Raw genomic sequence first — 23,286 nt, 5'->3', positions numbered from 1 at the left:
TCGGCGACGACTCGTATTACGCATTTTCCTGAATCACGACGGCCGCCCGATCTTCCGGGGCCGGCACGACGTGTCGAGTATGGAGAGATTTCCGGGCATGTCACGACACTCAGCGATCACCGACGTGGAAACCTACATGCAGCAGCTGGGGCGCGCGGCGCGTCAGGCGAGCGTGGCGCTGCGGCGGTTGCCGACCGGGCGCAAGAACGCGGCGCTGCTGGCGATGGCACGCCAGGTCGAGGCGTCGCGGCAGACGCTGCTGGCCGCCAATGCCCGCGACCTGGAGCGCGGGCGTGCCGGCGGGCTCGATGCCGCGCTGCTCGATCGTCTGGCGCTCGACGACCGACGCCTGGACACCATGATCGAAGGGCTCGAGCAGGTGGCCGCGCTGCCCGATCCGGTCGGCGAGATCGATGGCCTGCGCGCCCGGCCCAGCGGCATCCAGGTGGGGCAGATGCGGGTGCCGCTGGGGGTGATCGGGATCATCTACGAGTCGCGGCCCAACGTGACCCTGGAAGCCGCCAGTCTGTGTCTCAAGTCCGGCAACGCCTGCATCCTGCGCGGTGGCTCCGAGGCCAGCGAGAGCAACGCGGCGATCGCCGACTGCATCGCCGCCGGCCTGGCCGAGGCCGGGCTGCCGGAAGCGGCCGTGCAGGTGGTGGCGACCACCGATCGCGCCGCGGTGGGCCGGCTGATCGCCATGCCCGAGTTCGTCGACGTGATCATCCCGCGCGGCGGCAAGTCGCTGATCGAGCGGGTGTCCCGGGAAGCGCGGGTGCCGGTGATCAAGCACCTCGACGGGGTCTGCCACGTCTATGTCGATGCCACGGCCGACCTGGACAAGGCGCTGGCCATCGCCGTGAATGCCAAGACGCAGCGCTACGGCACCTGCAATACCATGGAGACGCTGCTGATCGACGCACCGGTGGCCGCCGAGCTGTTGCCGCGGCTGGCCGAAGCCTACGCGGAACATGGCGTCGAGCTGCGCGGCTGCGAGCGGACGCGGGCCGTGCTGACCGAGGTGACGCCGGCCGAGGAGGCCGACTGGCATGCCGAATACCTGGCGCCGGTGCTGGCGATCCGCGTGGTCGAGGGCATCGACGAGGCGATCGCCCACATCGAGACCTACGGCTCCCACCACACCGATGCCATCGTCAGCGAATCCTATTCGCTGGCACGGCGTTTCCTGGCCGAGGTGGACTCCAGCTCGGTGATGGTCAACGCCTCGACGCGCTTCGCCGATGGCTTCGAGTACGGCCTCGGCGCGGAGATCGGCATCTCCACGGACAAGCTGCACGCACGCGGCCCGGTGGGACTCGAAGGGCTGACCACGCGCAAGTACGTGGTACTCGGTGACGGCCAGATCCGTGGGTGATCCCGCGGGCCGTCCCGCCCGCATCGCCATGCTGGGTGGCACCTTCGATCCCGTGCACCTGGGGCACCTGCGCAGCGCGGTGGAACTGCACGAGGCCCTGGGGCTGGATCGGGTGCACATGATCCCGGCGCACGTGCCGCCGCATCGCCGCGCCCCCGGGGTCGACGCCGCCCGGCGCCTGGCGATGCTCGAGGCGGGGATCGGCGACACCCCGGGGCTGGTCGCCGACGATCGCGAGCTGCGTCGTCAGGGCCCCTCCTACAGCGGCGACACCCTGGCCTCCCTGCGCCGCGACTACGGCGCCCGGGCACGGCTGGTGATGGCAGTGGGAGCCGATGCCTTCTTCAAGCTGCATCAGTGGCGCGACCCGCAGCGGCTGTTCGAGCTGGCCCACGTGGTGGTGATCGATCGCCCCGACCATCGCCAGGCACTGCCCGCCGAAGTGAATCGCCTGATCGCGGGGCGCGAGGTCGACACCGCCGGCGCGCTGTTCGCCCGTTCCGCCGGCGGCGTGCTGCACCTGCGCCTGCCCAGCCGCATGGCGATCTCGGCGACGGGGCTGCGCGAGCGGCTGGCCGAGGGGCGCAGCGTGCGTTATCTGCTGCCCCGGGCGGTGGAGGATTACATTCGTGTGCACGATCTTTACCGCTGGCAGGAATTGTCGGGGTAGAATGGCGTCTGACGAGACCGTTGCTTACGAGGAGCTATGCAGACCGACGCACTCAAGACCCTGGCGATCGATGCCCTGGAGGAACTCAAGGGGCAGGACATCGCCGAACTCGATGTCTCGGCGCTGACCAGCGTCACCGATATCATGCTGGTGGCCAGCGGGACCTCGTCCCGCCACGTGGCGGCACTGGCCAACAACGTGGTCGAGAAGGCCAAGGAAGCCGGCGTGCGCCCTCTGGGGGTCGAGGGCAAGGCCGGCGACGAATGGATGCTGATCGATCTCGGCGATGTCGTGGTGCATGTGATGATGCCGGAAACCCGTCGACTCTATGATCTGGAACGCCTGTGGGCCGACATGCCTGCCGACGTCGAGGAGCGGGTCGGCGGAGGGCGGGCGTGAAGGTACGCCTGATCGCCGTGGGTAACCGCATGCCCGACTGGGTCGAGCGCGGTGTCGACGAGTACCGCAAGCGCCTGCCGCGGGACTTCGCGCTCGAGATCGTCGAGATCGCTCCCGGGGCACGCGGCAAGAATGCCGACGTGGCCCGGGCCGTGACGCTCGAGGGACAGCGCATGCGCGAGCGCCTGCGCGGCGACGAGCTGACGGTCGCGCTGGAAGTCGGCGGCAAGGCCTGGTCCACCGAGCGCCTGGCCCGGGAAGCCGACGACTGGCGTCATTCGGGGCGTGACGTGGCGCTGCTGGTGGGCGGCCCGGACGGTCTCGAGCCGGGGCTGTCGGCGGCGGCCGACCAGCGCTGGTCGCTGTCTGCCCTGACCCTGCCGCATCCCATGGTGCGGCTGATCCTCGCCGAACAACTCTACCGGGCCTGGACGCTCCTGGTGGGCCATCCCTATCACCGCTGACGACGTATCGATGTCACCATGTAGCAGCCACCACCGCCGATCCCGAGCGCCCGCCGTCTCGTCATGCCTGATGCCAGCCGCGGGTCGCGATGCGTAAACGTCGCGATGCGCTGAAGAATCCCGAGCAGGAGCTGCGCGTCTTTCGCAACCGCTCGCTGCTGGCGGCGGCGCTGGTGGTGCTGATGTCCGGCGCGCTGGTGACGCGGCTGGTCTACCTGCAGGTCGTCCAGCACCAGGTCTACACCACGCGCTCCGAGGACAACCGGGTGCGGGTCGAACCGCTGCCGCCGACCCGGGGGTTGATCTATGACCGCAACGGCCGGCTGGTGGCCGAGAATCGTCCCACCTACAACCTGACCATCGTGCCCGAACGGGTCGACGATCTGGATGCCACCCTCGAGCTGCTGGTCGACATCCTCGACCTTCCCCCCGAGAAGGCGAAGGTCTTCCACAAGCGTGCCTACCAGCGTCAGCGCCCCTACCAGCCGGCGCTGCTGATGAGCGAGCTGGACGAGCGCCAGATCGCGCGGCTGGCCGTCAACCGCTATCGGTTGCCGGGGATCGAGGTCGAGGCGCAGCTGCTGCGCTACTACCCCGACCCGCTGATCATGTCCCATGTGCTCGGCTATGTCGGACGCATCAACGCCGAGGAGCTCCGCGAGCTGGACAGCGGCGAGTACGCCGGTACCCACTTCATCGGCAAGACCGGGGTCGAGAAGCAGTACGAGTCGGTCCTGCACGGCAAGGCGGGGCTGCGCCAGGTCGAGGCCAATGCCCGGGGGCGGGTGGTCAAGGAGATCGGGCGCACCGACCCGGTGCCGGGGCAGGATATCGTGCTGACCATCGACGAGCGTCTCCAGCAGCTGGCCTACGACCTGCTCGATGGCCAGCGGGGCGCGATCGTCGCCATTCAGCCCCAGACCGGGGATATCCTCGCCATGGCCTCGTCGCCGGGCTTCGATTCCAACCTGTTCGTCACCGGCATCAGCCGCAAGGATTATCGCGCCCTGCGCAACGACCTCGACCTGCCGCTCTACAACCGGGCGGTGCGCGGGCAGTATCCGCCGGCCTCGACGGTCAAGCCCTACATGGCGCTGGCCGGGCTGGCCAACGATGTCATCTCCCCCGACAAGACGATCTTCGATCCGGGCTACTACAAGTTGCCGGGGTTCGACCGGCGCTATCACAACTGGCTGCGCTGGGGGCACGGGCGCGTGGACATGCGGCGCGCCATCGAGGTGTCCAACGATACCTACTTCTTCCGTCTGGCCCACGAACTGGGCATCGACCGGCTGTCGGCCTTCATGCACCGCTTCGGCTTCGGCGAGGACACCAGCTACGACGTCTACGGCGCCTCGAAGGGGCTGATGCCCTCGCGGGAGTGGAAGCGCGAGCGCAAGGGGCAGGTGTGGTTCCCCGGCGAAACGCTCTCGGTCGGCATCGGCCAGGGGTACTGGCTGGCCACGCCGCTGCAGATGGCCACGGCGCTGTCGGTGCTGGCCAACCGTGGCCAGTGGGTGACCCCGCATCTGGCCAGGCGGATCGGCGACGAGCCGGTGGACCCGCCGCCTGCCAAGCCCGACATCAAGCTCGACGACAAGTGGTGGGATCTGGTGCGCAATGCCATGGGCCAGGTGATGAGCGGCAGCGAGGGAACGGCGCGGCGCGTCGGCGCCGGCCTCGAGTACCGCATGGCCGGCAAGTCCGGCACGGCACAGGTGTTCACGCTGGGCAACGACGAGCGCTACAACGCCGACGAGCTCGAGAAGCGCCTGCACGATCACGCCCTGTTCACCGCCTTCGCGCCGATCGACGATCCGCAGATCGCCGTGGCCGTGGTGGTGGAAAACGCTGGCGGCGGCAGCTCCCATGCCGCACCGCTGGCGCGAGCGATCACCGATGCCTGGCTGTTGCCCGACGACAAGGCGCTGGACAAGGCCGCGGCGGAAATTGGCGAACGAGGTACCCATGGGACTCCGTGATTCGGCCCTTCTGCATTATCCGCGGAACGCCCGCGTCAAGCGACGGGTGACGCTGTGGACGCGCATCCATCTCGATCCCTGGCTGTGCGCCTTCCTGCTGCTGCTGCTGGGCGGCGGCCTGGTGGTGCTCTACAGTGCCAGTGGCCAGCGGCTGTCGGTGGTGGAGGCCCAGGCGATGCGCCTCGGGGTGGCGCTCGCGGCGATGGTGATCGTCGCCCAGTTCTCGCCGAAGACGCTGTGTCGCTGGACACCGGTGGCCTACGGGGCGGGCCTGTTGATGCTGATCGCCGTCGAGCTGATGGGGGATATCGGCATGGGCGCGCAGCGCTGGCTGGTGATCCCCGGGGTGATCCGCTTTCAGCCCTCCGAGCTGATGAAGGTGGCGATGCCGATGATGATCGCCGCCTACCTGCACCGCCGGGCCCTGCCGCCGAGCCTGCCGGACCTGCTGGTGTGCGCCGCGATCATCGCCGTGCCGGTGCTGCTGATCGCCCGGCAGCCCGATCTGGGCACGTCGCTGCTGGTGGCGGCCTCGGGCGTGTTCGTGGTGCTACTGGCCGGCATCTCGTGGCGTATCGTCGGGGTGCTGGGGCTGCTGGCCGGCTCGGCGCTGCCGCTGCTGTGGATGAACATGCACGACTACCAGCGTCAGCGCGTGCTGACCTTCCTCAACCCGGAAAGCGACCCGCTGGGCTCGGGCTGGAACATCATCCAGTCGACCACGGCGATCGGCAGCGGCGGCATCTTCGGCAAGGGCTGGACGATGGGCACCCAGTCGCAGCTGGAGTTCCTGCCCGAGCGCCACACCGACTTCATCGTCGCGGTGCTCGGCGAGGAGCTGGGGCTGATCGGCATGCTGAGTTTCCTGGCCGTCTACCTGCTGATCGTCGGCCGCGGGCTGGTGATGGCGAATCAGGCCCACGATACCTTCGGCCGGCTGGTCGGCGGCAGCCTGATCCTGACCTTCTTCATCTATGTATTCGTCAACATCGGCATGGTCAGCGGCATCCTGCCGATCGTCGGGGTGCCGCTGCCGCTGGTCAGCTACGGCGGGACCTCCAGCGTGACGTTGCTGACCGGCTTCGGTATTCTCATGGCGATTCACGGGCACCGGCGGCTGCTGCCGCGCTGAGCCGCCATCTCCGATGGCGGTGACCATCGGCCAACAGGGAGATTCGACGACAATGAGGAAGTGGCTGGACCGTCGACAACGTGCGCTGCGTGCGGGACTGCTGGGTGGCGTTTGCCTGCTGGCGGCCCTGCCGGCGGGGGCCGACGAGACATTCGATCCGGGCACGCATCCGGCGATCGCCCGCTGGGTCGATGCCCAGGTGGCCTCCGGCGCGGACCGTGGCTGGCTGGAAAAGGCCCTGAAGCAGGCCCGGTATCGCCAGGGCGTGCTCGAGGCGATGTCGAAGGCACCCGAGCGCCACCTGCGCTGGGACGAGTATCGCGACATCTTCATCCAGCCGGAACGCATCCAGGCGGGGGCCGACTTCGTGCGTGCCCATCGCGACGCCTTCGAGCGGGCCCGTGACACCTATGGCGTGGCGCCCGAGGTGATCGCCGCGATCATCGGCGTGGAAACCTACTACGGGCGCCATGCCGGCAGCCATCGTGTGCTCGATTCGCTGGCCACGCTGGCCTTCCACCATCCGTCGCGGGGCGATTTCTTCCGCGGCGAACTGGCGGCCTTCCTGACCCTCACCCGCGAGCAGGGGGTCGACCCCGATTCGCTGGAGGGCTCCTATGCCGGGGCGATGGGCTATCCCCAGTTCATTCCCACCAGCTATCAGGCCTACGCGGTGGACTTCGACGACGACGGCAAGCGGGACCTGTGGCATGACCCCGTCGACGCCATCGGCAGTGTCGGCAACTACTTCGCCCGGCATGGCTGGCAGGCGGGGGCGCCGATCGTCGCCGCGGCGACGGGCCCCGCCACACCGCCCGATGCCATCGCCTTCAATCGCACCCGGCCGCCCTACGAGCGCATCGATACCCTGGCCGCCGCCGGTATCCGCGCGCAGGAGTCGGGTCTGGCGGCGGATCGCCAGGTGATCCCGCTGGCCCTCGACGTGGCCGACGGCAAGACCCGTTACCGCCTCGGCTTCCGCAACTTCTACGTCATCACCCGCTACAACCACAGCCACCTCTATGCCATGGCGGTCGCCACCCTGGCCGAGCGGATCCGCGAGGCCCTGGAGGCGTCGGCATGAGAGGCGTGTGGTGGCGGCCGGTGGCCCTGGCCACGCTGCTGGCCCTGGCCGGCTGTGCCGGTGACGGGGCCCGGCAGGGCGGCGGGCGTTACGCCATGGGCGAGGATGCCTACCCCGACAGTCCGCCCGATGTCTCGCAGGTCCCCGATGCCGTGCCCCGGGTCGAGCCGCGGGCCGAGAGTGGCAATCGGCCGACCTACCGGGTGTGGGGCAAGACCTATCATGTGCTCTCCGATCCGCAAGGTTACGCGGCGGAGGGCACGGCCTCCTGGTACGGCAAGAAGTTCCAGGGGTATGACACCGCCAGCGGCGAACCCTACGACATGTACAAGATGACGGCCGCGCACCGGACCCTGCCGTTGCCGACCTATGCCCGGGTCACCAACACCGGCAACGGCCGCTCGGTCATCGTCCGCATCAACGACCGGGGGCCGTTCCACGGTGACCGCCTGATCGATCTCTCCTATGCGGCGGCGGCGCGACTGGGTATCCTGCGCCACGGCACGGGGCATGTGCGTGTCGTGGCGATCGACCCGGTGGCCTGGCAGGCCCGGCATGGCACGTCGACGGCGGGCGAGGGCAAAGCGGTTGCCGCCGCGAAGGCAGCGACGAAGAGGCGGACGACGGGGGCGACACGGGCCGCTCCCGCAGCCGCATCGCCCTCGGTGTCACCGCTGCCGTCGCGCAAGTCGGCGGCCGCCGGTGCCACGGCGAGTGGTGCCGACCCTGGCGCCTTCTATCTGCAGGTGGCGGCACTGGGGTCGGCCGGCAACGCCGAACGGCTGCGCCGACGCCTGCAGTCGCGTCTCGATCGGCCGGTGCGCGTCGACAACGGCGGCCGGCTGCATCGGGTCCAGGTCGGCCCGGTGGCCGATCGGCCGGCGCTGGAAGCGCTGCGGCGAGAACTTCAGCAGGCCGGCTTCGCGCAGGCCTTCACCGTCACCGCCGGTCAGCAATGATGATCGATGGATTTCCCTGACAACCAGCAACGAGAAACACGCGTCATGAGACTGTCCCTTTTTCCCTCTCGTCCCTGGCATGGTCTGGCTGTTGCCGTTACCGCGTTCTGCATCGCGATAATCCAGCCCGTGATGGCCGAGCAGCAGCCCCAGCCGGACTCCCGGCTGCCGCAGAAGTCCCTGCCGCAGCCGATGATCCCCACGCCGCCGAGTCTCGATGCGTCGTCGTGGATCCTGCTCGATGCCAACAGCGGCGAGGTACTGGTCGAGCACAACGCCGACGAGCGGCTGCCACCGGCCAGCCTGACCAAGATGATGACCGCCTATATCGTCGAGAAGGAGATCGACGACGGCAACATCTCCGACGACGACATGGTCACCATCAGCGAGCATGCCTGGCGCACCGGCGGGTCGCGGATGTTCGTGCGCGAGGGCACCCGGGTCAAGGTCGATGACCTGCTGCACGGCGTGGTCATCCAGTCGGGCAACGATGCCAGCGTGGCCCTGGCCGAATACGTCGCCGGTTCCGAGTCGTCGTTCGCCGACCTGATGAACCAGCAGGCGCAGCGCATGGGGCTCGAGAATACCCATTTCGCCAACGCCACCGGGCTGCCCCACGAGGACCACTACTCGTCCGCCCGCGACCTGGCGACGATCGCCCGTCACATCATCCGGGACTATCCGGATCACTATCAGATCTATTCCAAGAAGTACTTCACCTACAACGATATTCGTCAGCCCAATCGCAACCGCCTGCTGTGGCGGGATCCGGCCGTGGACGGCCTCAAGACCGGGCACACCGAGGAGGCCGGCTACTGCCTGGTGTCGTCCGCCAAGCAGGACGACATGCGGCTGATTTCCGTGGTGATGGGCACCCAGTCCGACGAGGCCCGCGCCCAGGAGTCGCAGAAGCTGCTCAGCTACGGCTTCCGCTTCTTCGACACCTTCAAGCTCTACCAGCGTGGCGCCGTGCTCAACCAGCCGCGCATCTGGGGCGGGGCACGCGATAACCTCAAGCTGGGGGTGACTCAGGACATCTACCTGACCGTGCCGCAGGGACGCCGCGACGAGATGACCGCCAAGCTGAACATTCCGGAAACCATCAAGGCACCGGTGCAGGCCGGCCAGCAGCTGGGGTCGCTGCAGGTCAAGCTGGGCGACAAGGTGATTCGCGAGCAGCCGCTGGTGGCGCTGCAGAGCGTGGAGCAGGGCGGCTTCTTCAAGCGCATCTGGGACTCGATCGTGCTGTTCGTGACCGGCCTGTTCTAGGCTTTGTCTGAAAACTGGCTGCGCTCGGTCATGCGGCGTTGAAAATCAGCTCAAAATGCTCATTTACACTCTGTAAACTCCGCTTTTTCGCTGATTTTCGCCTTGCCTGATCTTCGCTCGCCGACTTTTCGGACAAACCCTGAGGCCACCCCGCGCCCGGTGGTGGTCGATTGCCGGGCGCCACGCTTGCCCTGGGTACCGGTCGACCTTGGTCGACCGGTACAGGTTGCGTAGAATACTCGGAAATGGCTTTCACCGAGTGACCCTCATGAACGACAAATCCCTGCGCGACCTGCGGGTCGAGACGCCGCCCTCCGGTGTCGAGCGGCCGCGGGTCGAGTTTCCCTGCGACTATCCCATCAAGATCGTCGGCGATGCCGCGCCGGACTTCGAGCAAGTCGTGATCGAGATCGTCGAGCAGCATGCCCCGGGCGTCGATCGCACCACCATCACTGCCGTCGACAGCCGCAACGGCCGCTTCCGCTCCGTCCGCGTGACCATCACCGCCACCGGCAACGACCAGCTCGAGGCGCTGTTCGCCTCGCTCAAGGCCACCGGTCGCGTGCACATGGTGGTGTGATGGCGAGCGACAGCGGCCGGTCGCCGATTCAGGTCCAGCGACTCGGGCGGCGCGACTATCTGCCCGTCTGGCAGGCGATGCGCGAGCTCACCGACCAGCGTGACGCCGATACGCCCGACCAGTTCTGGCTTGTCGAGCATGAGCCGGTATTCACCCAGGGGCAGGCCGGCAAGCCCGAGCACCTGCTGATGCCCGGCGACATTCCGGTGGTGGCCACCGATCGCGGCGGGCAGGTGACCTATCACGGGCCCGGTCAGGTCGTGCTCTATCCGCTGCTCGATGTGCGGCGTGCCGGTCTGGGCGTGCGCAACCTGGTGACGGCGCTGGAGAATGCGGTCATCGCCCTGCTGGCCGGGTACGGCGTGGCGGCGAAAGCGCGTCCCGATGCCCCGGGGGTCTACGTGGGCGAGGCCAAGATCGCGTCGCTGGGGCTGCGCATTCGGCGCGGCTGCAGCTTCCACGGCGTGGCGCTCAACGTCGACGGCGACCTGTCTCCCTTCCTGCGCATCAATCCCTGTGGTTATGCCGGCATGACGATGACGCGCCTTGCCGACCTGGTCGATGACTGCCCGGCTATCGAGACGGTGGCGGAACAGCTGGCCGAGTGCCTGGCCCGTGAGCTCGGCCGTGAGCTGAGCCTGGCAGAGGCGTAGTCCGTGAGTGAGAAGCGGGCATGAAAAACCCGGCGGCCTGAAGCTCGCCGGGTTTTTCATGGGCGGCAGGCGCGACGCTCAGCCCACGTTGACGGCGTCGATGCGATTCGGATCGGCGGACTGGCCGGGCACCTCGGCGGGCGCGGCCAGGCCCAGGTTGTTCTTCTCGAACACCCGGTCGGCGCGATAGCTGGAACGCACCAGCGGGCCCGAGGGCACTTCCATGAAGCCCTTTTCCAGACCCAGCACCCGGTAGCGCTCGAATTCCTCGGGGGTCACCCAGCGCTCCACCGGCAGGTGGTTGCGCGTCGGCTGCAGGTACTGGCCCAGCGTCACGATATCGACACCGATGGCCCGCAGGTCGTCGAAGGTCTGCAGGATCTCCTCCTCGGTCTCGCCCAGGCCCAGCATCAGGCTGGTCTTGGTGATCACCCCGGGGCGGTGACGCTTGGCGTGGGCGAGGACATCGAGGGTCTTGCGATAGCCGGCGCGCGGGTCGCGCACGCGCTGGGTCAGGCGCTCCACGGTCTCGACGTTCTGGGCGAACACCTCGAGACCGGAGTCGACGACCTGTTCGATGGCGCTGGGTGCGCCGTCGAAGTCCGGGGTCAGCGCCTCCACGGCGACGTCGGGGGTGTGCGCCTTGATGGCCCGGATGCAGTCGGCGTAGTGGCTGGCGCCCCCGTCCGGCAGGTCATCGCGGTCCACCGAGGTGAGCACCACGTAGCGCAGCCCCATCAGTTCCACCGACTTGGCGGTGTTGGCCGGTTCCTCGGCGTCGAGCCAGCCCCGCGGGTTGCCGGTGTCGACGGCGCAGAAGCGGCAGGCCCGGGTGCACACCGAGCCCATCAGCATGATGGTGGCGGTACCGTTGCTCCAGCACTCGCCCATGTTGGGGCAGTGCGATTCGGCGCAGACGGTGCTCAGCCGATGCTCGGCCACGTTGCGCTTCACGGCGTCGAAGCGCCCGCCACCGGGGATCTGGGCGCGCAGCCACTGGGGCTTGCGCCCGCCGACGCCACCGCCTTCGCTCTGGCTGCGGGACTTCATGCCATCCTTGATGGCGGCGATGCCGTGATCGTTACGGTACTTCTTGCCACTGGTGACGCGCTGGGAAGGGGTGTCGCTCATGGTTCTTGAGCCTCTCTGCAAGCCGGCCGGTGGCGTCGGAACGCCGGCAATGCCACGGGGGCATGAACGCTGCGCCGAGTGGCGATTCCGGGCGGCCGGGCATGACGGATGATGCGTGGATCGATGGCCCCAACATACCACATGAGGCCCGGTTCTGGACAGGCGCGGGCCGGTCCGGCGCTCAGGCGTCGACCATCGGCAGGCACACGAAGCTGGGGCCGGGGGCCGGCTCGAGGGGAGCCTTGAAGTGGGCGTTGAGCTCGGGCAGCAGCTCGCGCACGAAGCGCATGAACAGCTCGGTGACCGGGGTCGGATAGCGGTCCTTGGGGTAGACCGTGCACCAGGAGCGCTTGAGCGGAAAGCCGGGCAGGTCGGGGGAGGCCAGCAGCCCGGAAGCCAGCTCGAGCTGAACCGCCAGTCGCGGCAGCACCGCCACGCCGAGATGCGCCATCACACCCTGCTTGATCGCCTCGTTGGTGCCCATCTCCAGGGTGTGTGCCAGGGAGACACGCTCGCGCGCGACGAACTCCTCGAAGGCGGTGCGTGTGCCGGAGCCGGGCTCGCGCATCAGCACGTAATGCTGCGTGAAGTCCTCCAGCGTGGGCTTGGCGGCGGTCAGCAGCGGGTGGCCGGGCCAGACGATGGGGATCATCTCGTTGTCGAGGATGGGCATGAAGGCCAGATTGGCGTCGTCCGGCACCATGCCCATGATCACCAGGTCGTCGCGCCGCTCGGCCAGACGCTCCAGCGCCTGGCCGCGATTGCACACCCGCAGTCGGATATGGACTTCCGGATAGCGGGCACGGAACCGCGCCAGGATATGCGGCACCACATACTGGGCGGTGGAAACCGCCGTGAGATTGAGTTCACCACGGATCGTGCCGGCCAGCTCGGAGAGCTCCATCTGCAGGCTCGACACCTGGCCGAAGATCGACTGCACGGTGGCCGCCAGGGCATCGGCGGCGGGCAGCACGTGCAGGGTCTTGCCGGCGTACTTGAACAGCGGCTGCTCGAGGGCCTGTTCCAGCTGGCGAATCTGGGCGCTGACCGCGGGCTGGGTAAGGCCCAGCTGCTCGGCCGCGCGCGAGTAGGATTGCTGGCGGTGAACGGCCTGAAAGACCTGAAGCTGGCGAAAGGTCAGTCTGTTGAGCAGGTGCGGGCGCGACATGGCGGTTTCCGTTACAGGTATAAGCGCTACCTTATAGGTTGGCAAAAAAATATCAATTTTTCTATTGGTGTTTGCCCGGGGTAGCGTAAAAGCCACACCCAACACGGCCGCGGCAACGGACAAGCCACCCTTGAGTTTTTCGCATGCCCGTCGTGGACGCAACCCTGGAGGACAGCCTGTGTTCCGGAAACTGTTGATCGCCAATCGCGGCGAGATTGCCGTACGGATCGTGCGCGCCTGTGCCGAAATGGGGATCCGTTCCGTCGCCATCTATACCGAGCCGGATCGCTTCGCGCTGCACGTCAAGCGGGCCGACGAGGCCCACTTCGTCGGCGACGATCCCCTGGCGGGCTATCTCGATCCGCGCCGCATCGTCGACCTGGCCCGCGAGACGGGCTGCGATGCCATTCACCCCGGCTACGGCTTTCTTTCCGAGAATGCCGACCTGGCCCGCATCTGCGCCGAGGCGGGGATCGCCTTCGTCGGCCCGGATGCCTCGGTGATCGCACGGATGGGCGACAAGACCGCGGCGCGCGCGGCGATGCGAGAGGCCGGCGTGCCGGTGACGCCCGGCTCGCAGGGCAACCTGGAAAGCCGCGAGGCGGCCCTCGCCCTGGCCGACGAGATCGGCTACCCGGTGATGCTCAAGGCCACCTCGGGCGGCGGCGGGCGCGGCATCCGCCGCTGCGACGATGCCCGGCAGCTCGAGCAGGCCTGGGAGCGGGTGATTTCCGAAGCCACCAAGGCCTTCGGCAGCGCCGACGTGTTCATGGAGAAGTGCGTGGTCGAGCCGCACCACATCGAGGTGCAGATCCTCGCCGATCGCCACGGTCACGTCATCCATCTGTTCGAGCGCGACTGCTCGATCCAGCGCCGCAACCAGAAGCTCATCGAGATCGCCCCCAGCCCGCAGCTGACCCCCGAGCAGCGCGCCTATGTCGGCGAGCTGGCGGTGCGCGCCGCCAAGGCGGTGGGTTACGAGAACGCCGGCACCGTGGAGTTCCTGGTCAAGGGCAACGAGATCTACTTCATGGAGATGAACACCCGCGTCCAGGTGGAGCACACCATCACCGAGGCGATCACCGGGGTCGACATCGTCCGTGAGCAGATCCGCATCGCCGCCGGGCTCAAGCTGGCCTTCCGCCAGGAGGACATCCACCACCACGGCTACGCGATCCAGTTCCGCATCAATGCCGAGGATCCCCGCAACGACTTCCTGCCGTCGTTCGGCCGCATCACCCGCTACTACGCGCCCGGCGGCCCCGGGGTGCGCACCGACACGGCAATCTATACCGGCTACACGATCCCGCCGTATTTCGACTCGATGTGCCTGAAGCTGATCGTCTGGGGGCTGACCTGGGAGGAAACCCTGGACCGGGGCATCCGGGCACTCAACGACATGCGTCTGCAGGGGGTCAAGACCACCGCGCCCTATTACCAGGAGATCCTGCGCCATCCCGACTTCCGCAGCGGCGAGTTCGATACCGGCTTCGTCCCGGCGCATCCCGAACTGCTCAACTACTCGGTGAAGCGCAACCCCGAAGAGGTCGCGCTGGCCATCGCTGCCGCCATCGCCGCCCACGCCGGACTATAAGGAGAGATTCATGAGCCCGAAGCAACCCGACCGGGTCCACGTCACCGACGTCGTGCTGCGTGACGGTCACCAGTCGCTGATCGCCACCCGCATGCGCACCGAGGACATGCTGCCGATCTGCCCGCAGCTGGACGCCATCGGCTTCCACTCCCTCGAGGTCTGGGGCGGGGCGACCTTCGACGCCTGCGTGCGCTTCCTCAAAGAGGACCCCTGGGAGCGCCTGCGCTCGCTGAAGGAGGCGCTGCCCAGCACGCCGCTGCAGATGCTGCTGCGCGGCCAGAACCTGCTCGGCTATCGGCATTACGCCGATGACGTGGTGGAGCGCTTCGTCGCCCGTTCCGCGGAGAACGGCATCGACATCTTCCGGGTGTTCGATGCGCTCAACGACCTGCGCAACCTCGAGACCGCGATGGCCGCGGTCAAGGCCAGCGGCAAGCACGCCCAGGGCACGCTGTGCTACACGGTCAGCCCGGTGCACACCCTGGCGATGTACGTCGACCAGGCGCGGCGGCTGGTCGAGATGGGCGCCGATTCCATCGCCATCAAGGACATGGCCGGGCTGCTCACGCCGTATGCCGCCGAGGAGCTGGTCGCCGCGCTGAGCGAGGCCGTCGACGTACCCATCCAGCTGCACGCCCACGCCACCTCCGGGCTTTCGGCGCTGTGCCAGCTCAAGGCGATCGAGGCCGGTTGCCGGCACATCGATACCTGCAACTCGGCGTTCGCCGGCGGCACCAGCCATCCCTCCACCGAGTCGATGGTCGCCGCCCTGCAGGGCACCGGCTACGACACCGGGCTGGATCTGGAGGCGCTCAAGGAAGTGGGGGACTACTTCCGCGAGGTGCGCGGGAAGTACGCCGCCTTCGAGAGCGAGTTCACCCGCGAGGACGTCTCGGTACAGATCAATCAGGTGCCGGGCGGCATGATGTCCAACCTCGCCAACCAGCTCAAGGAACAGAACGCGCTGGGCAAGATCCGCGAGGTGTTCGCCGAGATCCCGCGGGTGCGTGCCGACCTCGGCTACCCGCCGCTGGTCACGCCGACCTCGCAGATCGTCGGCACCCAGGCGGTGATGAACGTGCTCACCGGCGAGCGCTACAAGAGCATCACCAACGAGGTCAAGCGTTACCTGCTGGGCGGCTATGGCCACCCGCCGGCCGAGGTCAACGAGACCGTCCGGCGCCAGGCCATCGGCAACGAGCCGGTCGAGGAGGGGCGGCCGGCCGACAGCCTGTCGCCCGAGATGACACGCCTGACCGGCGAGATCGGCGAGCTGGCCGAGAGCGAGGAGGATGTGCTGACCTTCGCCATGTTCCCCGATCTGGGACGTGACTACCTGCAGGGTCGCCGCGACGGCACGCTGTCGCCCGAGCCGCTGCCCAGCGCCGAGCCGGCCGAGCGCCCGGTGACCGAGGGCGTGCCCACCGAGTTCGTCATCGACGTGCACGGTGAGTCCTACGAGGTGCAGATCACCGGCGTGGGGCGCACCGGCGACAAGCGCCAGGTCTACCTGACCCTGGACGGCATGCCCGAGGAGGTGGTCTTCGAGGCCAAGGACGATTATGTCGGCGGCGGCGAGTCGGGGCGCGCCAAGGCCTCCGCGCCCGGTCACGTGACCACCTCGATGCCCGGCAACATCGTCGACGTGCTGGTCGAGGTCGGCGACGCGGTCGAGGCGGGACAGGCCGTGCTGATCACCGAGGCGATGAAGATGGAAACCGAGGTGCATGCCCGGGTCGCCGGCAGCGTCAAGGCCGTGCACGTGTCGCGCGGCGACCGGGTGACCCCCGGCGAGGTGCTGATCGAGATCGAGTGACACGGCACGCTCGACACCACTTGCTTGCCCGGCATCAATGCCGGGCTTTTTCGTCTCGGGCGGCTATCACCTATGCTGACAGCGTCTTCAGGCGGATCGGGAGCGTGTCATGAACGCCAGGGGAATGCTCGAGGAATTGATGAAGCAGGCCGGCAGCCGCGGCAAGCGCAGCCCGGATCCACGCCGACTGGTGCCCGGCAGCGCCCTGGGAATCCTGCTGGGAACCCATCGCGGGCGGCGTGCCGGCCGACGGGCGATCCAGTACGGCGCCCTGGCCGGGCTGGGAACGCTGGCCTGGCGCGCCTGGCAGTCGCACCAGGCCGGTCGGGACACGAGCGAAACGGCCGTGCCCGACGATGGCGAGCCACTGGAACAGCTGCAGGGCGAGGCCCTTGAAGCTCGCAGCATGGCGCTGCTCAAGGCGATGATCGCCGCCGCCCGGGCCGACGGCCATATCGATGCCGCCGAGCGCGCCCAGCTGGTCGAGCAGATCGATGCGCTGGGAGCCGACCCGCCGTTGCTGGCCTGGGTGGACGAGCAGCTCCAGGCGCCGCTGGATGCCGGGCAGCTGGCGATGGACGCCGACTCGCCCCAGGCGGCGCGTGAAATGTATCTGGCCAGTGTCGCCATCATCGACGTGCAGAATCCGATGGAGCGAGCCTGGCTCGACCAGCTTGCCGCCTCGCTCGGGCTGGGAAGCGAGGTGGTCGAGGCGCTCGAGGCCAGGACCGCGAACGGCGGTTGAGACGCCCGGGCATGATGGCCCCGCACGGCGTGCGGGGCGCAAGGTGCATGGTCATCGACACACAGGAGAGAATCGCATGGATGACAGGCAGGCGAAGGATGAGGTGAGCCGCTGGCTCGATCGCTGCTGCGGTCAGGCATGTCGCCTGGATACGCGCAGCATGCTGACCGGCGGGGCACTGGGGCTGCTGCTGAGCAGCCGCCATGGTCGCAGTGCCCTGGGCAAGGTGATCAAGTACGGCGCCGTGGCGGGGCTGGGGGCCCTGGCATGGCGGGAGCGGGAGCGACAGCGCGGCAGGCCCTCGGAAGCCGCGGCACCCGGCGGCTCGACCGGCACGGCCGAGCCGCCCGAAGTCTTCGAATCGCCCTCGGGCGAGCCGCCGGCAGTTCCGCCGCGGGGCGAGGACCCGCCGTCTGTCTGAGTAGAATGGCGGCGCTTCAGTCGCGATTCGGCGTGGCGCTGATCCGGTGCAATGCCAGGTCGGCGCCCTCGAACTCCTGCTCTTCGCTGAGACGGATACCCACCAGCCGCTTCATCCCGCCATAGACGATGCCGCCGGCGACGACCGCCAGAACGATGCCGCCCAGCGTGCCCACGAGCTGCGCGGCCAGGCTGACGCCACCCAGCCCGCCCAGCCAGGACTGACCGAACAGGCCGGCGGCGATGCCGCCCCAGGCGCCGCAGATGCCATGCAGCGGCCACACACCCAGTACGTCGTCGATGCGCCAGCGGTTCTGGGTCAGGGTGAACAGCGACACGAACAGGGCCCCGGCCACGGCGCCCGTCGCCAGGGCGCCGATCGGGTGCATCAGGTCCGAGCCGGCACAGACCGCCACCAGCCCGGCCAGCGGCCCGTTGTGGATGAAGCCCGGGTCGTTGCGGCCCAGCGCCATGGCCGCCAGGATGCCGCCGACCATCGCCATCAGCGAGTTGACGGCGACCAGGCCGCTGATGCCGTCGAGGGTCTGCGCGGACATCACGTTGAAGCCGAACCAGCCGACCGTCAGGGTCCAGGCGCCCAGCGCCAGGAAGGGGATGCTCGACGGCGGGTGGGCGGCCACCGCGCCATGACGAGGATAGCGCCCACGCCGCGCACCCAGGGCCAGCACCGCCATCAGCGCCACCCAGCCGCCGAAGCCGTGCACCACCACGGAGCCGGCGAAGTCGTGGAAGGGATGGCCGAAAGTCCGGGTCAGCCAGTCCTGAAGCTGCCAGTTGTCGTTCCAGACGATGCCTTCGAAGACGGGGTAGGCCAGCCCGACCAGCAGCAGGGTGGCGGTGAACTGCGGGTAGAAGCGGGCCCGTTCGGCGATGCCGCCGGAGATGATGGCCGGTATGGCCGCGGCGAAGGTCAGCAGGAAGAAGAACTTGACCAGGCCATAGCCATGATCGGCCGACAGGCTCTGGGCGCTGACGAAGAAGCCCGAGCCGTAGGCGATGAGGTGGCCGATCGTGAAGTAGGCCACGGTCGAGGCGGCGAAGTCGGTGATGATCTTGACCAGGGCGTTGACCTGATTCTTGGCGCGTACCGTGCCGACTTCCAGGAAGGCAAAGCCGGCGTGCATGGCCAGCACCATGCAGGCGCCCAGAAGCAGGAACAGGACGTCGGAGCTGGAAGGCGTGTCAGTCATGGCGTGTCGTGTCGTTGTGTGGGTTCCTGGTGCACGCCGCGGGGCTGTCCGCGGGTGAGGTCCCCTTTTCAAGCACGATACATGCCAATAGTGTTTCCATTTAGAAAACAGCGAGTTGTTGTCGAACCTCACCACAATGGCGCCCCTTGCGCACCGTTCTGGTGCGTGTCGGCACCGGTCTTGCACCAGGTGAGTGCCGACCGACGTCGACTTGCCCTCGAAATGCGCATGAATTTCCGGCGCTTGCGGGCTGTATCGGCGCCGGGGGAAGCGTATGCTTACCCCGCAGTGCAGCACTCATTTCCGGAGTCGAGCCATGTTTCCCGTCCCTGCTTCGCTAGCCACGTCACTGACCGCCCTGTGGGATCCGCTGGGGATCGGTCAGGCCGCCGTCGACTACTGGCGAGATACCCTCGAGCGCAGCGTGCTCTACCTGGACGTCATGCGTCAGCGGGGCAACCAGTACCTCGAGCACATGGAGCAGACGCGCCCCACGGTGCTGGGCTTCGAGACGGAGCTGCTGGTCGATGGCCGGACGCTGGCGCGGCCGGTCAACTACGAACTGCTGCGCATCCTGCCCCCGGACGGGGTCGAGATCGACGAGGATCAGCGTCCCTTCGTGGTGATCGACCCGCGTGCCGGGCACGGTCCGGGGATCGGCGGATTCAAGCCGGACAGCGAGATCGGCGTGGCCCTGCGGGCCGGCCATCCCTGCTATTTCATCGGCTTCCTGCCGTTCCCCGAGCCCGGCCAGACCGTCGAGGACGTGGTCGAGGCGGAGATCGAGTTCCTGCGTGCCGTCATCGCTCGGCACCCGCAGACCACGGAGCGGCCCATGGTGGTCGGCAACTGCCAGGCCGGCTGGCAGATGATGATGGCGGCGGCGCTGGAGCCTGCCTGCTTCGGCCCGATCCTGATCGCCGGCGCACCGCTGTCCTACTGGGCGGGCGAGCGCGGCCGGGCGCCGATGCGCTATACCGGCGGCATGACCGGCGGCAGCTGGATCACGGCCCTGGCCAGTGACCTGGGCGCCGGCAGCTTCGACGGCGCCTGGCTGGTGCAGAACTTCGAGAAGCTCAACCCGTCGAACACCCTGTGGAGCAAGCAGTATCGGCTGTTCGCCAACGTCGACAGCGAGGCCGAGCGTTATCTGGAGTTCGAGCGCTGGTGGGGCGGGCACGTGGTGCTGGCCGGCGAGGAGATCCAGTACATCGTCGACAACCTGTTCGTCGGCAATCGCCTGAGTACCGCGCAGCTGCTGACCCGCGACGGCCGACGCATCGACCTGCGCAATATCCGCTCGCCGATCGTGGTGTTCTGCTCCCGGGGCGACGACATCACGCCGCCGCCTCAGGCGCTGGGCTGGATCACCGACCTCTACGACAGCGTCGACGATATCCAGGCCAACGAGCAGACCATCCTCTACTGCATTCACGACACCACCGGGCACCTGGGGATCTTCGTCTCGAGCAGTGTCTCGCGCAAGGAGCACGCCGAGTTCACCGCCAACATGGACTACATCGACATCCTGCCGCCGGGCCTGTACGAGACCCAGGTCACCGAGCGTCCGGCGTCGGCCAGCGGGTCGGTCGACGGCGACTACCTGCTCGAGTTCTCGCCGCGCGAGCTCGAGGATGTCGAGGCCGTGGTCCAGCCGTTGCAGGAAGACGAGCGGCGCTTTGCCACCGTGGCGCGGCTTTCCGAGATCAACCTGGGGCTCTACCAGCGTTACCTGCAGCCCTGGCTGCGTGCCTGGATGACCCCCGAGGCCGCGCGCTGGATGCGCCGCCTGCACCCGATCCGGCTGGGCTACAAGCTGCTCTCGGATCGCAACCCGGCGACCGTGCCGCTGCCGGTGCTGGCCGATGCCGTGCGTGCCAATCGCGCCCCGGTCGGTGACGGCAATCCCTGGCGGGCCGCCGAGCAGGTCGTGTCCGACAATATCGTGCGCGGGCTCGATGCCTACCGTGACCTGCGCGATCGCGCCACCGAGTGGGCGTTCCTGGAGGTCTACGGGCAGCCCTGGCTGCAGATCCTGGCCGGCCTGGGCGCCGATCGGGGCGAGGTGCCCAACCGGCGTCCCGGTCGTGCGCCGGAACATCGGCACTTCATCGCCCGGCGGCGTGCGGAGCTGCGGGCCAAGATGGATCAGGGGACCAGCCATGACGCCGTGGTCCGTGCGATCATCTTCGTGCTGGGCGGCGCACCCTCGACCGACGAGCGCAACTTCCAGCGCCTGAAGGCGACGCGGGCCGAGGTCGAGCCGGGCACCGATCTGGCGCATTTCAAGGCGGTGGTCCGCGAGCAGTTCTTCGTGCTCAAGCTCGATGCGGTGGCGGCGCTCGAGGCGCTGCCGACACTGCTGGCCACGGACTCCGTCGAGTCCATCGACCGGCAGCTGGCCCACGTCGAGCATGTCGTGGCGGCCAGCGCGCCACTGTCGGCCAGCAGCCAGATCCGGCTCGAGCGGGTGCGGACCCTGTTTCACACCGCCCGCGAGGCCGCGAGGGAGCGGATGAAGAAGGCGGAGGGCGGCGCGAAGCCGGAACTGCCTCGCGCCTGAGGTGTCGTCAGGTTCGGGTGCGCGAGGCGATCCACTCGCCGGCATCCGGAATGTTGATGTCGTAGTTTTCCGCCACGTAGGGCGAGCTGATCATGAAGTCCGCGCTCGCCGCGTTGCAGGCGACCGGTACGTTCCACAGGGCCGCCAGCCGCAGCAGGGCCTTGACGTCCGGGTCGTGGGGCATCGGCGAGAACGGGTCCCAGAAGAAGATCAGCAGGTCGAGGCGCTGCTCGGTGATGCGCGCGCCGATCTGCTGGTCCCCGCCCAGCGGGCCGCTCATCAGGCCTTCCACCGGCAGTCCCAGCGTATCGGCGACGCGCCGCGCCGTGGTGCCGGTGCCCAGCAGGTCGTGGGCGGCCAGGATGCTCTTCCAGCGCCTGGCCCAGGCCAGCAGCTCCTCCTTCTTGCCGTCATGGGCGATCAGCGCGATGCGCTTGCGCTCGGGCAGGGTGCGCGTGACATCCCGGGCGGGGCGAGCGCTCATGACGTCGCTTCCATGTCGAGGATCTTCATGGTGTTGGTGCCGCCGTGGGCGTTCATGTGATCGCCGCGGGTGAGGATCACGTGATCACCGCCCTCGGCGATGCCGCGCTCGCGCAGCAGCTTGAGGGCCCGGGCGTCGAGGTCCTCGGCGGGGATGTCGGTGGTGTCGAAGGGCAGCGAGACCACCCCGCGATACAGCGCCATGCGCCGCTGGGCGATGGGACTGTGGGCCAGCCCGACGATCGGCAGCCCCGAGCGGATCCGCGAGGCGATCAGCGGCGTGTAGCCGGTCGAGGTCATGCAGGCGATCGCCGCCACTCCGGAAAGGTGGTTGGCGGCGTACATGGCGGACAGCGCCACCGTCTCGTCGATCCGCGAGAAGCCCTCGTGGATGCGGTGCTTCGACTCCTGGGCGCTGCGCTCGCGCTCGGCGCCCAGGCACAGCCGGTCCATCGCCTCGATGGTCTCCACCGGGTAGTCGCCGGCGGCGGTCTCGGCGGAGAGCATCACCGCGTCGGTGCCGTCGAGCACGGCGTTGGCGACGTCGAACACCTCGGCGCGGGTGGGCAGCGGCGACTCGATCATCGACTCCATCATCTGGGTGGCGGTGATCACCGCGCGGTTGAGCGTGCGGGCGCGCTGGATCAGGCGCTTCTGCACGCCGATCAGCTGGGCGTCGCCGATCTCCACGCCGAGATCGCCGCGGGCCACCATCACCGCCTCGCTGGCGCGGATGATGCCGTCGAGCGTGTCATTGTCGGCGACCGCCTCGGCGCGCTCGATCTTGGCCACCAGGCCGATCTCGGCACCCGCCTCGCCGAGCAGCTCGCGGGCGAGCTGCATGTCGGCCGCCGAGCGCGGGAAGGACACCGCCAGGTAGTCGACGCCGATGTCGATGGCGGTCTTCAGGTCCTCGCGGTCCTTGTCGGTGAGCGCCGCGGCGGACAGCCCGCCGCCCTGCTTGTTGATGCCCTTGTTGTTGGAGAGCTTGCCGCCGACCCGCACGCGGGTGTGCACGCGGGGCGGTTCGACGCGCTCCACTTCCAGTTCGAGACGGCCGTCGTCGAGCAGCAGCACGTCACCCGGGGCCACGTCCTCGGCGAGCTGCTGGTAGTCGCAGCCGACCCGGGTGGCGTCGCCGGCATCGCGATCGAGCGAGACGTCGAGGACGAAGGGCGCGCCCTCCTCGAGGGTGACCGCGCCCTCTTTGAGGCGGGCGATGCGGATCTTGGGCCCCTGCAGGTCGCCCAGGGCGGCGACGGTGCGACCGTGGCGCTCGGCGGCCTCGCGCACCGCGACCAGGCGGCGGCGGTGGTCCTCGGGGCTGCCGTGGGAGAAGTTGAGGCGCACCACGTCGACGCCGGCGGTGATCATCGCGTCGAGCACGCCCTCGCGATCGCTGGCGGGGCCCAGGGTGGCGACGATCTTGGTGCGACGGATGGGGGCATGGCCGTGCAACGCTTCCGGCATGGGGGTCTCCTTGGTTGGGCGCTTCATCGATGCATGGAACAGCGTGGCAAATTCTCGTCGCGAGTACCGCCACTGCAGGCCGGCAGGGAGGGCTCCACGAGCCAGCACGCGTCGCCAT

21 protein-coding genes are annotated in these 23,286 nt (G+C 68.4%); 16 read left to right on the top strand and 5 right to left on the bottom strand.

Translation table 11 applies throughout. The features are described 5' to 3' along the window. The first annotated feature begins 97 nt into the window (after window positions 1-97). From KGQ91_RS14690 to lipB, 11 genes are all read left to right on the top strand, one after another. The gene (locus KGQ91_RS14690; RefSeq protein WP_224421324.1) at window positions 98-1,375 is read left to right on the top strand and encodes a glutamate-5-semialdehyde dehydrogenase; all 1,278 of its coding nucleotides are present in this window, start codon (window positions 98-100) and stop codon (window positions 1,373-1,375) included. Window positions 1,376-1,403: 28 nt separating this feature from the next. Then, window positions 1,404-2,045 (top strand): nicotinate-nucleotide adenylyltransferase, encoded by a 642-nt coding sequence (gene nadD, locus KGQ91_RS14685; RefSeq protein ID WP_163649151.1) that lies wholly within the window; start codon window positions 1,404-1,406, stop codon window positions 2,043-2,045. A gap of 36 nt (window positions 2,046-2,081) precedes the next feature. Continuing rightward, window positions 2,082-2,444 (top strand): ribosome silencing factor, encoded by a 363-nt coding sequence (gene rsfS, locus KGQ91_RS14680; RefSeq protein ID WP_163649085.1) that lies wholly within the window; start codon window positions 2,082-2,084, stop codon window positions 2,442-2,444. Further along, complete coding sequence (gene rlmH, locus KGQ91_RS14675) at window positions 2,441-2,908, top strand: 23S rRNA (pseudouridine(1915)-N(3))-methyltransferase RlmH (protein WP_163649079.1); 468 nt, start codon at window positions 2,441-2,443, stop codon at window positions 2,906-2,908. Before rsfS ends, rlmH begins: the two co-directional genes overlap by 4 nt. A gap of 89 nt (window positions 2,909-2,997) precedes the next feature. Beyond that, window positions 2,998-4,890, top strand: coding sequence for a penicillin-binding protein 2 (gene mrdA, locus KGQ91_RS14670; RefSeq protein WP_224421323.1), 1,893 nt, complete (start codon window positions 2,998-3,000; stop codon window positions 4,888-4,890). Continuing rightward, on the top strand, window positions 4,877-6,022 hold the full coding sequence (gene rodA, locus KGQ91_RS14665; RefSeq protein WP_224421322.1) for a rod shape-determining protein RodA: 1,146 nt from the start codon (window positions 4,877-4,879) through the stop codon (window positions 6,020-6,022). Before mrdA ends, rodA begins: the two co-directional genes overlap by 14 nt. Before the next feature lie 52 nt (window positions 6,023-6,074). After that, window positions 6,075-7,106, top strand: coding sequence for a lytic murein transglycosylase B (mltB, locus tag KGQ91_RS14660; RefSeq protein ID WP_224421321.1), 1,032 nt, complete (start codon window positions 6,075-6,077; stop codon window positions 7,104-7,106). Then, entirely contained in the window at window positions 7,103-8,065 is a 963-nt protein-coding gene (locus tag KGQ91_RS14655) for a septal ring lytic transglycosylase RlpA family protein (RefSeq protein WP_224421320.1), read from the top strand. The genes mltB and KGQ91_RS14655 overlap by 4 nt, the downstream gene beginning before the upstream one ends. Before the next feature lie 45 nt (window positions 8,066-8,110). Then, window positions 8,111-9,334 carry a D-alanyl-D-alanine carboxypeptidase family protein gene (locus KGQ91_RS14650; protein ID WP_377172515.1) on the top strand — a complete coding sequence of 408 codons (1,224 nt, stop codon included), beginning with the start codon at window positions 8,111-8,113 and terminating at the stop codon, window positions 9,332-9,334. Between the two features lie 268 nt (window positions 9,335-9,602). Then, entirely contained in the window at window positions 9,603-9,914 is a 312-nt protein-coding gene (locus tag KGQ91_RS14645; protein ID WP_224421319.1) for an HP0495 family protein, read from the top strand. After that, the gene (gene lipB / locus KGQ91_RS14640) at window positions 9,914-10,567 is read left to right on the top strand and encodes a lipoyl(octanoyl) transferase LipB (RefSeq protein ID WP_224421318.1); all 654 of its coding nucleotides are present in this window, start codon (window positions 9,914-9,916) and stop codon (window positions 10,565-10,567) included. Before KGQ91_RS14645 ends, lipB begins: the two co-directional genes overlap by 1 nt. A gap of 78 nt (window positions 10,568-10,645) precedes the next feature. On the opposite strand, the gene lipA is transcribed toward lipB, so the two are convergent. Together lipA and KGQ91_RS14630 are read right to left on the bottom strand one after the other, a co-directional pair. Further along, entirely contained in the window at window positions 10,646-11,698 is a 1,053-nt protein-coding gene (gene lipA, locus KGQ91_RS14635; RefSeq protein ID WP_224421317.1) for a lipoyl synthase, read from the bottom strand. Window positions 11,699-11,879: 181 nt separating this feature from the next. Then, complete coding sequence (locus KGQ91_RS14630) at window positions 11,880-12,866, bottom strand: LysR family transcriptional regulator (RefSeq protein WP_224421316.1); 987 nt, start codon at window positions 12,864-12,866, stop codon at window positions 11,880-11,882. Between the two features lie 178 nt (window positions 12,867-13,044). On the opposite strand from KGQ91_RS14630, the gene KGQ91_RS14625 reads away from it, so the two are divergent. The 4 genes from KGQ91_RS14625 (at window position 13,045) to KGQ91_RS14610 (ending at window position 17,442) form a co-directional block, all read left to right on the top strand. Further along, entirely contained in the window at window positions 13,045-14,460 is a 1,416-nt protein-coding gene (locus tag KGQ91_RS14625) for an acetyl-CoA carboxylase biotin carboxylase subunit (RefSeq protein ID WP_163649066.1), read from the top strand. A 10-nt stretch (window positions 14,461-14,470) separates the two neighbouring features. Beyond that, window positions 14,471-16,276, top strand: a complete 1,806-nt coding sequence (gene oadA, locus KGQ91_RS14620; RefSeq protein WP_163649065.1) for a sodium-extruding oxaloacetate decarboxylase subunit alpha — start codon at window positions 14,471-14,473, stop codon at window positions 16,274-16,276. Between the two features lie 109 nt (window positions 16,277-16,385). Beyond that, window positions 16,386-17,021 carry a tellurite resistance TerB family protein gene (locus tag KGQ91_RS14615; protein WP_163649063.1) on the top strand — a complete coding sequence of 212 codons (636 nt, stop codon included), beginning with the start codon at window positions 16,386-16,388 and terminating at the stop codon, window positions 17,019-17,021. A 76-nt stretch (window positions 17,022-17,097) separates the two neighbouring features. Beyond that, window positions 17,098-17,442, top strand: a complete 345-nt coding sequence (locus tag KGQ91_RS14610; RefSeq protein WP_224421315.1) for a DUF533 domain-containing protein — start codon at window positions 17,098-17,100, stop codon at window positions 17,440-17,442. 16 nt (window positions 17,443-17,458) lie between these two features. Here KGQ91_RS14610 and KGQ91_RS14605 read toward each other — a convergent pair whose 3' ends face one another. After that, window positions 17,459-18,652, bottom strand: a complete 1,194-nt coding sequence (locus tag KGQ91_RS14605; protein ID WP_224421314.1) for an ammonium transporter — start codon at window positions 18,650-18,652, stop codon at window positions 17,459-17,461. 316 nt (window positions 18,653-18,968) lie between these two features. On the opposite strand from KGQ91_RS14605, the gene KGQ91_RS14600 reads away from it, so the two are divergent. Beyond that, complete coding sequence (locus KGQ91_RS14600) at window positions 18,969-21,215, top strand: DUF3141 domain-containing protein (protein ID WP_224421313.1); 2,247 nt, start codon at window positions 18,969-18,971, stop codon at window positions 21,213-21,215. Window positions 21,216-21,222: 7 nt separating this feature from the next. Here KGQ91_RS14600 and KGQ91_RS14595 read toward each other — a convergent pair whose 3' ends face one another. Together KGQ91_RS14595 and pyk are read right to left on the bottom strand one after the other, a co-directional pair. Then, window positions 21,223-21,699 carry a methylglyoxal synthase gene (locus tag KGQ91_RS14595; RefSeq protein ID WP_163649057.1) on the bottom strand — a complete coding sequence of 159 codons (477 nt, stop codon included), beginning with the start codon at window positions 21,697-21,699 and terminating at the stop codon, window positions 21,223-21,225. Next, window positions 21,696-23,168: a pyruvate kinase gene (gene pyk, locus KGQ91_RS14590; protein WP_163649055.1), complete on the bottom strand. Its 1,473-nt coding sequence runs from the start codon at window positions 23,166-23,168 to the stop codon at window positions 21,696-21,698. The genes KGQ91_RS14595 and pyk overlap by 4 nt, the downstream gene beginning before the upstream one ends. Window positions 23,169-23,286: the final 118 nt, after the last annotated feature.

The sequence above is a fragment of the Modicisalibacter tunisiensis genome (assembly GCF_020148005.1).
GTDB classification, from domain to species: domain Bacteria; phylum Pseudomonadota; class Gammaproteobacteria; order Pseudomonadales; family Halomonadaceae; genus Modicisalibacter; species Modicisalibacter tunisiensis.
This window is presented reverse-complemented; position numbering and strand designations above follow the sequence as displayed.